The sequence below is a fragment of the Actinophytocola sp. genome (genome assembly GCF_036555685.1).
Taxonomy (GTDB): domain Bacteria; phylum Actinomycetota; class Actinomycetes; order Mycobacteriales; family Pseudonocardiaceae; genus Actinophytocola.
The window spans coordinates 1-10,510 of the sequence record NZ_DATBKY010000233.1 but is presented as its reverse complement, the minus strand read 5'-3'; the positions used below and the strand labels follow the sequence as shown (position 1 = coordinate 10,510).

Here is a 10,510-nt window from a genome sequence, read left to right as displayed (position 1 = left end):
CTCGTAATGAGCAGGTCGTCGGTTCGATTCCGACAGGCGGCTCCACTCGGCCGGGTCCACGTGATCGCACGTGGGCCCGGTCTTTGTCTTGAGCCGGTCTTGAGCCTGGTTCTTTACCGTTGAGGGATATGCGAGCGTTGTTGTACGGCTTCGACGGGTTGCTGGTCGACAGTGAGGTCGCCGGGCTCGCGTCGTGGCGGGCGCTCTTCGAGCGGTTCGGGCAGGCGCTCGACACCGAGCACTGGATGGGCGAGGTGGCCGCCGGTCGGCCATGCATGCCCGTCGCCCAGCTCGAAGACGCCCTTGGGCGCACCCTGGACTGGGACGACCTCGAGCCGAAGCGGCTGGCGCACCGTGCCGGGTTGATCGTCGCTCGGCCTGGGGTGCGGGAGCACCTCAACCGGGCTCGCGAACTCGGGCTGCCGTGCGCCATCGTGGCGGGGGCGCCCGGGCCATGGATCGACGAGCAGCTGGAGAACACCGGGCTCGATCGCGACCTCTTCGCCGCCATCGTCTCCGAGGCAGGCAAGCCTTCGCCCGACGGCTACCTCAAGGCCATCGACGCGCTCGGCGTGCGGGCCGCGGACGCGCTCGCCTTCGAGGACTCGCCCGTCGGCGTCGCGGCGGCCAAGGCGGCCGGGGTGCGCTGCGTCGCCGTGCCCAACGAGGTCACCGCCGGCCTGCCGCTCGACGCCGCCGATCAGGTCCTCGACTCGCTCGCCGACGTCACGCTCGATGAGCTGATCTTGAACCGTAGGTGACGCGCGTCCGGGGAACCGGTGATCGCGCTCGGCGTCAGCGCGAGCTCGCCCTCGCCGAGGTGCGCCGCCTCCTTCGCAGGCAGCCACTGCCCGTCCGCACTGCCCACCCACGCGGCTCCGCCGGCGCCGCGCGCTCGACAGTCCGGCCAGACTGGTCGGCATGAGCGATGAGGAGATCCGCCGTTCCCTGGTCGACTACGCCCACCGGCGGCCGGCCGCCCTGCTGCGCGACCTGGCGAAATGGCTCCCCGAAGACGCCGTGGCCCGCGGCGACGACTCCGTGACGGCGCAACTCGAGCGAAAGCTCGCCGACGTCCTCGGCAAGCCACGCGCCCTGTTCTTCCCCAGCGGCACCATGGCCCAGCAGGTCGCACTGCGCATCCACGCCGAGCGAACCGGCCGCCGCGCGTTCGTCGCGCACCCGCTGACCCACCTGGACCTGTGGGAGGAGCGCGGCTACGCCGCCGTGCACGGCCTGCGCTTCCTCCCCGCCGGCGACCGGCACCGGCTGCTCACCCTCGACGCGCTGAAAGAAACCGGCGAGCGGCCCGCCGCGCTGCTGATCGAGCTGCCGCAACGGGAGATCGGCGGCCTGCTGCCCGAGTGGGACGACCTCGTCTCACAGACGAGTTGGGCACACGACCAGGGCGCCGCGGCGCACCTCGACGGCGCCCGCATCTGGGAGGCCCAGCCGTTCTACGATCGCCCGCACGCCGAGATCGCCGGCCAGTTCGACACCGTCTACACGTCGCTCTACAAAGGACTCCGCGGGGTGCGGGGCGCGGTGCTGGCCGGGCCCGAGGACGTCGCAGCCGAGGCCGGCGTCTGGCGGCAGCGGCTCGGTGGCGGGATTCCGGACGCCTGGCCGCTCGCGGCCGCCGCGCTCATGGGCCTCGAGACGCTCCCGCAACGGATGCCGGCCTTCCGCGACCACGCGGTCGCCATCGCCCGCGCGCTTGCCGAGGACGGCGTCGTCACGGTTCGGCCCGACCCGCCGCAGACGCCGCTGTTCCACGTCCACCTCGATGTCGCACCGGAGGACGCGGAGCGCGCCGGCAAGGAGCTGATCGCAGCGCGGGGCGTGCAGTTGTTCGGCCGGATCCAGTCCGACACCCTGCCGGGCCGCTGCAAGTTCGAGGTCAGCGTCAACGAGAGCGCGATGGAGCTCGCGCCGGACGAGGTCGCCTCGCTGGTCCGGGAGCTCGTGCGCCGGGCCGGTTAGTCTGCGGGCATGGTCGAGGTGAACGGCACGGTCGCCCCCGGGTTCGAGCGCGTGCGCGAGGTGTTCGAGGCGAACTTCGCCGAGCGCGGCGAGGTCGGCGCGGCGTGCAGCGTGTGGGTCGGCGGCCGTGAGGTCGTCGACCTGGTCGGCGGGGTCGTCGCGCCCGGCGGCGAACCGTACACGCGGCAGACGCTGCAGATGGTGGCCTCCGCGACGAAGGGCGCGATGGCGATCTGCGCGCTGCGCCTCGTCGAGCGGGGCGAGCTGGACCTCGACGCGCCGGTCGCCGCGTACTGGCCGGAGTTCGCCGCCGCGGGCAAGGCGGAGGTGCCGGTCCGCTGGCTCCTGAGCCACCAGGTCGGCCTGCCGTACGTCGACCCGGTCATCCCGATGGCCGAGGTGTACAAGTGGACGCCGATGGTCGAGGCACTCGCGGCACAGCGGCCGGCGTGGGAGCCGGGCACCGCGCACGGCTACCACGCGATGACCTACGGCTGGCTGATCGGTGAGGTCCTGGCGCGGGTGACCGGCGTGACGCCGGGGGAGATCCTGCGCAAGGAGGTCGCCGACCCGCTCGGTGTCGACTTCTTCGTCGGCCTGCCAGAGGCGGAGTTCGGCCGGGTGGCGCCGCTGATCCCGGCCGCGCCGCCCGCGCCGGGCACGCCGCCGGACCCGCTGACCGCGCTGATGCTCGATCCGACGCAGCTCGCGCACCGCGCGTTCTTCGTCCCGAACGGCCTGCTCGCCTCGATGAACGACCCGGCCGCGTGGACCGCGCAGATGCCCGCGGCCAACGGCATGGCCACGGCCCGGGCACTGTCCACGATGTACGCCGCGTGCCTCGGCGAGGTCGGCGGCGTGCGGCTGCTGTCGCCGGACATGCTGGCGGCGGCGACCACGCCGCAGGCCGAGGGGACGGACCTGGTGCTTGGCGTGGAGAGCCGGTTCGGGCTGGGCTTCCAGCTGTCGTACCCGCTGCGGCCGATGGCCGGGGCCGGGTCGTTCGGACACTACGGGCTGGGCGGCTCGGTGGGCTTCGCGCACCCGGCCCGCGGGGTGTCGTTCGGGTACGTGGTGAACCAGATGCTGCCCGGCGGGATGGTCGACCCGCGCTCGTCGGCGCTCATCGAAGCGGTGTTCGCGGCGGCCTGACCTACGGTTGAGGCATGCCGCTGTTCGCGTTCGAGGGCAAGAGCCCCGTCGTCCATCCGTCCGCGTGGATCGCGCCCACGGCCACGCTGGTCGGCGACGTGACCGTCGAGGCGGACGCTTCGGTGTGGTACGGCGTGGTCATCCGCGCCGACTTCGGCGCGATCGTGATCCGCGCGGGGGCCAACGTGCAGGACAACTCGGTGATCCACGTGGGCGAGGGCGTCTGCGAGGTCGGGCCCGGAGCGACGATCGGGCACCTGTGCATGATCCACCACTGCACGATCGGCGCGGAGGCGTTGATCGGCAACAGCGCGACTGTGCTCGACGGGGCGGTGGTCGGCCCGCGCGCGATGGTGGCTGCGGGCTCGACGGTGACGCCGGGCTCGTCGGTCCCGGCGGAGAGCGTGGCGTTCGGGTCGCCGGCCAAACGGTTCCTCCCGCTCGCCGGCGACGCGAAGGCCTGGGTCGACGGCAACCCGACCATCTACCGCGAGCTGGCCCGCCGCCACCGCGAGGGCATCGCCGAGGCGTGAGCTGTCCACAACCGCCGTGGTTGTCCACAGCACGCGGCTGACCACCCCTTTTGTCAGCCCTCCCCGGTAAACTGACGGTCACGAGGGGTGCCCCCGGAGAGGGTGGGGGCTTACGTTTCTTGTGTTCTGCACGCGCGCGCGAGCGTTCCGGGGGTGGGTCAGCGGCGTACGAATGGGATCGTCGTGCTGATGCGGGTGAAGCCCAGCTTCTCCAGGATCGGGCGGCTGGTCGGCAGGGCGTCCGTGCGCAGGTAGGTGAAGCCGCGCTCGGCGGCGAGCTTCGTGCGGTGGCAGACCATCGCGCGGTAGATGCCCCGGCGGCGCCACTCCGGCAGCGTGCCGCCGCCCCACAGGCTGGCGAAGTCCGTGCCCGCGTGGAAGTCGACCCGCGACGCCGACACCGGACGGTCGCCGGCCAGCGCGAGCACCACCGCCAGCGCGTCCGGTGACTCGCGCAACCGGGCGTGCATCGCCGCGATCATCGGGCCGTGGTCGCAACCGAAGACCTCGTCGTGCACGCGCCGCGCCAGTTCGAGACCCGCCGCGTCGGACACGCTGCGCAGCGAGATGCCCTCCGGCACCGGCGCGTCCAGCGGGATGTCCGCGACCGCCGCGACCATCAGCGCCTCTTCCGCCTCCGGCGCCAGGCCGGCCGCGCGCAGCCGGTCGGGCAGGTCCGCCGGCTTGTCGTGCGTGTAGTACTTCCACTCGAACGAGCGCCCCAGCCCCGCGAAGTACGCGACCTGCTCGGCGATCGCCGCGTCCGCGGTCGTCTCGTCGAGGTCCGACCAGTCCACGCCGTTCCACCCGTCCGGCGTCGGGCTGACGCAGCGGATCACGTCACCCACCCGCTCGAACCGACCGCCGCCCAGGCCCGGCCGGACGGTGTTGCGCAGCTGCTCGTCGAACGCCGCCAGCGCTTCCTCACGAATCATGCCGACAGTCCAGCACATCACCGGTGCGCGGCGACCAGGACGTGCGCGGTCGCGCCCAGCGTCGACGGCTCCCGCTCGGTGCGCGCGGCGAGCTCGAGCACCAGCGCCCGACCGTCCGGATCGGACAGACACGTCGCCAGGTCCGGCATCCACTGTGCCATGCCTTCGACCGCGTACAGGTCGTCGAGGCGCAGGCCGGCGTCCGCGACCTCGCCCGGCAGCTCGTCGGGCCGGTGGAAGTACACCGTGGTGAAGCCATCCCCCAGGTGCAGCGTGTCCCGGCGGATGCCGGTGTCGAGGCTGCGGCGCATCGCGGCGACGAACTCCGGCGACCCCGCCATCCCGTTGAGCAGTACCTCGTAACACGGGGCCCAGCGGCTGATCGTCGCGCCCAGCACCACACCGCCCGGCCGCACCACGCGCCGGGCCTCGGCGTACGCGCGCACCCGGTCGGCCCGGTCGAGCAGGTGGTAGAGCGGGCCGAACAGCAGCACCGCGTGCCTGCTCTCGTCGCCTTCGGGAAGCGAACGCGCGTCGCCCTCGACAGCCACGATCCCGTTGGCGCGCGCGGACTCCACGTGCAGCGGCACCGGGTCGACGACCTTCACGTCGTAACCGCGCTCGGCGAGCCACGTGGCGTAGACGCCGAAGGCGCCGCCGACGTCGAGCACCGACGCGGGCGCGGGAGGCAGGAGGCGTTCGAGCAACACCCTGGTACGCAACAGTTCCAGCGAACCGTCGAGCCGCGTGCGCTCGCCGCCGCGGTCGTAGTAGGCACGTATGTCCCCGTCCAGCATGTCCCCGGACGGTACCGATCCGCGGCGAGAATGGCGCTTGAGTTTTACGTAACGTCAATCCATAGCGTCGGCGTCATGCCACCGAAGAAGCAGGCGTTCCGCGTCACGATCGAGATGACCGCGGGCGACGCGCCGATGATGGACCTCGGCAAGATGCTCGGCCAGACCGGCGTGAACCTGGTCGAGGTCAAGCGCGACTACGACGCGGCCACGGCCGGGCAGCGCGGCGAGCTCGTGCCGGCCGTGATCACGGTCTTCGAGGACCGCACGTTCGAGCTGCGCCTCAAGACGCCGCCGACCGCGTTCCTCATCCGCAAGGCGCTGGGCGGCAAGGGATCGCCCGCGCCCGGCCACAACAGCGCCGGGCGGCTCACCCGGGACCAGCTGCGCACGGTCGCCGAACGCAAACTGCCCGATCTCAACACGACCGACATCGAGGCGGCGATGCGGATCGTCGCCGGCACCGCCCGTTCGATGGGGGTGTCCATCGAGGACTGACATGCGACCCGCCGCGGTGCCGCCGTTCCGCACGCTCGACCCCGCCCTCGCGGCGGCCGAGCGGCTGCTGGCGACCGGACTGTCCACAGTGGTGTACGCGCTGCCGGACGAGCTGCTGGCGGCCGCGCGGCTCAACACCGTACTGGCCGGCACCAGCCCGCGGCTGACGCTCACCCGCCAGGGCTGGCAGGTGATCCACGTCGCCGCGGGCGGGCGTGCGGACGAGCTCGCCGTGGCCGCGGGCGGCCTGGCGACGCTCGTCGCGGTAGCCGGCTGGAGCAGGCTCAAGCGCTGCGAGACGTGCGCGGAACCGTTCCTGGACCGCACGAACGGCCGCACCCGTCGCTGGTGCACCCGCCACCGGCCGAACCACAGGCCGCCGGCGTGATCAGGGCTCGAGCTCGCCGCGGGGCGCCTGCTTCAGCTGCTCCTCGTCCTTCTGGGACAGTCCGCGCTTCACCGAGTCCAGGATGGACAGGCCCTGGCCGACCAGCCCGGCGGCCATCTCGCCGAGACCGTCGGCGCCGCTCAGCACGTTGACGTTCGCGCCACGCAGGCCGCTCGCCGCCTCCTTCACGATCTGCGGCAGCTGCTCGATGATGAGCCGGTCCAGGGCGACGCGGTCGTTCGACGCGGCCGCCGCGGCCTGGATCTCCGTCGCCTCCGCGTCGGCCTTCGCGAGCACGCGGACGCGCTGCGCGTCGGCCTCGGCCGGCTTCACGACCTCGGCGATCAGCTGCTTCTCCCGCAGGTCCGCTTCACGCAGCGCCAGCTCGGCGCGCGCTGCCACGACCTCCCGCTGCGCGGTGGCCTCGGCGAGCGGGCCGGACTGCGACGCCTCGGCCTGCGCCTTGTCGATCTCCGCCCGGTACTTGGCCTGCACGACCGCGGTCTCCCGGGCGAACTCCGCCTGCCGGCGGGCCGACTCCTGCGCGGCCTCCGCCGCCTCCTGGTCCGCCTTCGCCTGCGCGATCTGCGCCTCCCGCTGGATGGCGGCGTTGTGCGGCGCGGCCATCGCGGAGATGTAGCCGAGCTCCATGTCGTCGATCGACTGGATCTGCAGCGAGTCGATCGTGAGCCCGATGCGGGCCATCTCCACGGCCGACCCGTCGAGCACCTCCATCGCGAGCTTCTGGCGCTCGGTGATGATCTCCTCGACGGTCATCGAGCCGACGATCGAGCGCAGGTGCCCGGAGAAGATCCGTCCGGTGAGGACGGCCATCTGCCCCTGGTCGGACAGGAAACGCTGACCGGCGTTGACGATGCTCTCGGTGTCGTTGCCGACCTTGAAGGCGATGACCGCGCGCACCTTGAGCGCGATCGCCTGCTTGGTCACGCAGGTCTCCGACACCTCCGCCTCGATCATCTTCAAAGACAGGAAGCGGACTTTCCGGAAGAACGGCATGATGAACGCGCCGTGTCCGGTGACGACCCGGAACGGTGCACCCCCTGCCGCCCTGTTACGCCCTCCCGAGATGAGCATCGCCTCGTCGGGCGAGGGCACGCGATAGCCGAACATCATTGGTCTCCCCACGGATCCGTCCACGGCGTGACGCCGACGGTGCGCGCGCCACGCGTGTCGACGACCAGGACGGTCGTCCCCTTCGGAAGCGGCTCGTCGGAGAACGCCAGGAACGCCTCCGACCCACCACGAATCTTGACCAGCACCTCCCCGGGACCGGCGTCGCCCCTCGTGCCGACCACCAGCACCCCGGTATGACCAACGGGAGATGTGTCGGCCGTCATTGCCGCTTCACAACCCGAACGCTAGCGCAACGCGGAGTGCCGCAAGGCGGGATCCGCATCACCTTTCGTGTTGCTTTGCGAAATCCTTGCGTGCGAGGACGTATGCCTGCGGTGTCCGTTCGGGAAATTCGCCCTCTTCGTCCCGTGCGCGCCACAGCTGCGCCCGCACGTCGAAACCCGCCGTCTCGAGCAACTCCGCCACCCGCGCGGGCTGCCGCCGGTGGAAGTCCAGCGAGACCTCGTGCCCGCCGGCGGACGTCAGGTGCATTGGCTCGTCACCGACCTGGAACGCCAGCTGCAGGTAGCCGCGCGGCGCGAGCACCCGGTGGAACTCCGCGAGCACGGCCGGCAACTCGTCGTCGGGCACGTGGATGATCGAGTACCACGCCACGAGGCCGCCGAGCGAACCGGACGCGATGTCCAGCGCCAGCATCGAGCCGACCTCGAACCGCAGGCCCGCATGCTCCCGCCGCGCCGCGGCCACCATCCCCGGCGACAGGTCGACACCGAACGCGTCCACCCCGAGGCCGGCCAGCGCTGCGGTGATCCGGCCGACCCCGCAGCCGACGTCCGCGACCGGACCGGACACGAGCGAGGCGAACACGTCCAGCACGGCCCGGTCGAACGGCTTGGCCGCGAGCTCGCCGCGGATCCACACCGCGAAGTCGTCCGCGGTCGCGTCGTACGACTCCCGCGTGCGCCGCACGAAGTCCGGTTCCGTCACGATCGGCACGCTAGCGCGTACGTTTTCCACATGGCGTCCTGCTTCATTTGCGACAAGCAAAGCGACCCCGGCTTCGACCCGGTCGGCGGCGATGAGCTCGCCGTCGTCTCCCACGTGCTGCCCGGCGCGCCCGGGCGCGGGCCGGGGCCGGTCTACCTCGGACACCTCGTCATCGAGCCGCGTCGCCACGCGCCCGGCCTCGCTGACATCACCGATGCCGAGGGCGCCGCGATCGGGACCTGGGCCGCGCGGGTCAGCCGCGCGCTGCGCGCCGCGGGTGCCGAGCACGTGTACTCGATGGTCGCCGGGCACCAGGTCGACCACCTCCACCAGCACCTCATCCCGCGCTACCCGGGCACGCCGCGTGAGTACTGGTGGCCGCCGCGGATGGACGAGTGGTCCGGCGCCAAGCTCGGCGGGGTCGACGAGATCACCCAGGTGGTGCGTGGCCTGCGAGCACATCTCCAGGCGGATGGCAGATAGTGTGCAGTGGGTCGGATCCGACAGCGTTCTCGATGGAGGCACCCCCCATGCACCAGCCGGCGATTCCGCACCTGGCCGCGGCCGACCCGGAGCTCGCTGAGCTCGTCGAAGGCGAGGCCAGGCGGCAGTTCGAGAAGGTGCGGCTGATCGCGTCGGAGAACTACGTGTCGACCGCCGTTCTCGAGGCGACGGGCACGGTGCTGACCAACAAATATTCCGAGGGCTACCCCGGCAAGCGGTACTACGAGGGCCAGCAGCTCATCGACAAGGTGGAGCTGCTCGCGATCGAGCGGGCGAAGGCCGTGTTCGGCGTCGACCACGCTAACGTGCAGACCTACTCCGGCTCGCCCGCGAACCTCGCCGTCTACCTCGCGCTCGCGAAGCCCGGCGACACCGTGATGGGGATGGCCCTGCCGGCCGGCGGCCACCTGACGCACGGGTGGAGCGTGTCCGCGACGGGCAAGTGGTTCCGTGCGGTGCAGTACGGCGTGCGCAAGGACACCGGCCGGGTCGACATGGACGAGGTGCGCGAGCTGGCGCTGGCCGAGCGGCCGAAGCTGATCTTCTGTGGTGGCACCGCGATCCCGCGGACCATCGACTTCCCCGCCTTCGCGGAGATCGCCCGCGAGATCGACGCGGTGCTGGTCGCCGACATCGCGCACATCGCGGGCCTGGTCGCGGGCGGCGCGCACCCGTCGCCGGTCGGCCACGCGCAGGTCATCTCGACGACCACGCACAAGACCCTGCGCGGCCCGCGCGGCGCGATGCTGATGTCGGACGCCGAGCACGCAAAGGCCATCGACAAGGCGGTCTTCCCGGGTCTGCAGGGCGGCCCGCACAACCACACGACGGCGGCCATCGCGGTCGCGCTCGCCGAGGCCGCGCGGCCGGACTTCCGCGAGTACGCGGCCGGCGTGGTGGCGAACGCCTCGGCGCTCGCCGACGCCTTGCTGGAACGCGGTTTCGACCTCGTGTCGGGTGGCACGGACAACCACCTGATCCTCGCCGACCTGACGAACAAGGGCATCGGCGGCAAGCCGGCGGCGCAGGCGCTGGACCGGGCGGGCATCGAGCTGAACTACAACACCGTGCCGTTCGACCCGCGCAAGCCGTTCGACCCGTCGGGCATCCGCCTCGGCGCGGCGGCCATCACGACCCGCGGCCTCGGCGTGGAGCAGATGCCGCAGATCGCGGAGTGGATGGACCGCACGATCCAGGCCGCCAACGAGGGCGACGATGCCGCGATCAACAGGATCGCCGCGGAGGTCTCGGAGTTCCTGTCGGCATACCCGATGCCCGGCTGGGCCTGACCTGTCCACAACCGCCACAGTTGTCCACAGCACGCGGCTGACCACCCTGTTTGTCAGCCCTCCCCGGTAGACTGACGGTCACGAGGGGTGCCCCCGGAGAGGGTGGGGGCTACGTTTCTTGCGTACTGCGCTCGTACGGCTGGATCGATTCCCTGGACCGATCATGGGCAGGGGGCCGAAAGTAGGTCGAAAGCCCAGTTGGCGGGACGCCTCGCGGAGGTCGCAAGTCCAACCAATAGACTCCGCCGACGTCCCATCAATACCTGGTGGCGCAATCCGTCCCGATCAGGGATGAAACCGTGGCTTGGTCAGGCCGTCCGGTGTCGCGCCGACATCAGGCAAGAAGTAC

At 71.6% G+C, this 10,510-nt stretch carries 13 protein-coding genes; 8 read left to right on the top strand and 5 right to left on the bottom strand.

Features of this window, described 5'->3' with window-relative positions; translation table 11 throughout:
* Positions 1-128 precede the first annotated feature (128 nt).
* The 4 genes from VH969_RS22675 (at position 129) to VH969_RS22660 (ending at position 3,668) form a co-directional block, all read left to right on the top strand.
* Positions 129-761 carry an HAD family hydrolase gene (locus VH969_RS22675; protein WP_331977444.1) on the top strand — a complete coding sequence of 211 codons (633 nt, stop codon included), beginning with the start codon at positions 129-131 and terminating at the stop codon, positions 759-761.
* Between the two features lie 160 nt (positions 762-921).
* Complete coding sequence (locus VH969_RS22670) at positions 922-1,983, top strand: threonine aldolase family protein (RefSeq protein WP_331977442.1); 1,062 nt, start codon at positions 922-924, stop codon at positions 1,981-1,983.
* A 9-nt stretch (positions 1,984-1,992) separates the two neighbouring features.
* Positions 1,993-3,135, top strand: coding sequence for a serine hydrolase domain-containing protein (locus VH969_RS22665; RefSeq protein WP_331977440.1), 1,143 nt, complete (start codon positions 1,993-1,995; stop codon positions 3,133-3,135).
* A gap of 14 nt (positions 3,136-3,149) precedes the next feature.
* Complete coding sequence (locus VH969_RS22660) at positions 3,150-3,668, top strand: gamma carbonic anhydrase family protein (RefSeq protein ID WP_331977438.1); 519 nt, start codon at positions 3,150-3,152, stop codon at positions 3,666-3,668.
* A gap of 158 nt (positions 3,669-3,826) precedes the next feature.
* Here the strand turns inward: VH969_RS22660 and VH969_RS22655 are convergent, their stop codons facing one another.
* Together VH969_RS22655 and VH969_RS22650 are read right to left on the bottom strand one after the other, a co-directional pair.
* Positions 3,827-4,603 carry a GNAT family N-acetyltransferase gene (locus VH969_RS22655; RefSeq protein WP_331977436.1) on the bottom strand — a complete coding sequence of 259 codons (777 nt, stop codon included), beginning with the start codon at positions 4,601-4,603 and terminating at the stop codon, positions 3,827-3,829.
* A gap of 17 nt (positions 4,604-4,620) precedes the next feature.
* Complete coding sequence (locus VH969_RS22650; RefSeq protein WP_331977434.1) at positions 4,621-5,400, bottom strand: class I SAM-dependent methyltransferase; 780 nt, start codon at positions 5,398-5,400, stop codon at positions 4,621-4,623.
* Between the two features lie 75 nt (positions 5,401-5,475).
* On the opposite strand from VH969_RS22650, the gene VH969_RS22645 reads away from it, so the two are divergent.
* Both VH969_RS22645 and VH969_RS22640 read left to right on the top strand, forming a co-directional pair.
* Positions 5,476-5,898, top strand: a complete 423-nt coding sequence (locus tag VH969_RS22645; protein ID WP_331977432.1) for an uL11 family ribosomal protein — start codon at positions 5,476-5,478, stop codon at positions 5,896-5,898.
* A 1-nt stretch (position 5,899) separates the two neighbouring features.
* Positions 5,900-6,286 (top strand): CGNR zinc finger domain-containing protein, encoded by a 387-nt coding sequence (locus VH969_RS22640; RefSeq protein WP_331977430.1) that lies wholly within the window; start codon positions 5,900-5,902, stop codon positions 6,284-6,286.
* On the opposite strand, the gene VH969_RS22635 is transcribed toward VH969_RS22640, so the two are convergent.
* The 3 genes from VH969_RS22635 to VH969_RS22625 all read right to left on the bottom strand — a co-directional run bounded on the left by VH969_RS22635 (position 6,287) and on the right by VH969_RS22625 (position 8,368).
* The gene (locus VH969_RS22635) at positions 6,287-7,432 is read right to left on the bottom strand and encodes an SPFH domain-containing protein (RefSeq protein WP_331977428.1); all 1,146 of its coding nucleotides are present in this window, start codon (positions 7,430-7,432) and stop codon (positions 6,287-6,289) included.
* Positions 7,417-7,602: an NfeD C-terminal domain-containing protein gene (locus tag VH969_RS22630; protein WP_331977426.1), complete on the bottom strand. Its 186-nt coding sequence runs from the start codon at positions 7,600-7,602 to the stop codon at positions 7,417-7,419. Before VH969_RS22630 ends, VH969_RS22635 begins: the two co-directional genes overlap by 16 nt.
* A gap of 100 nt (positions 7,603-7,702) precedes the next feature.
* Positions 7,703-8,368: a class I SAM-dependent DNA methyltransferase gene (locus tag VH969_RS22625; RefSeq protein WP_331977424.1), complete on the bottom strand. Its 666-nt coding sequence runs from the start codon at positions 8,366-8,368 to the stop codon at positions 7,703-7,705.
* A gap of 30 nt (positions 8,369-8,398) precedes the next feature.
* Here VH969_RS22625 and VH969_RS22620 point away from each other — a divergent pair, with 30 nt between their 5' ends.
* Both VH969_RS22620 and glyA read left to right on the top strand, forming a co-directional pair.
* A complete protein-coding gene (locus VH969_RS22620; RefSeq protein ID WP_331977422.1) occupies positions 8,399-8,851 on the top strand; it encodes an HIT family protein in 453 nt (150 codons plus the stop codon).
* Positions 8,852-8,898: 47 nt separating this feature from the next.
* Positions 8,899-10,161: a serine hydroxymethyltransferase gene (glyA, locus tag VH969_RS22615; protein ID WP_331977446.1), complete on the top strand. Its 1,263-nt coding sequence runs from the start codon at positions 8,899-8,901 to the stop codon at positions 10,159-10,161.
* Positions 10,162-10,510: the final 349 nt, after the last annotated feature.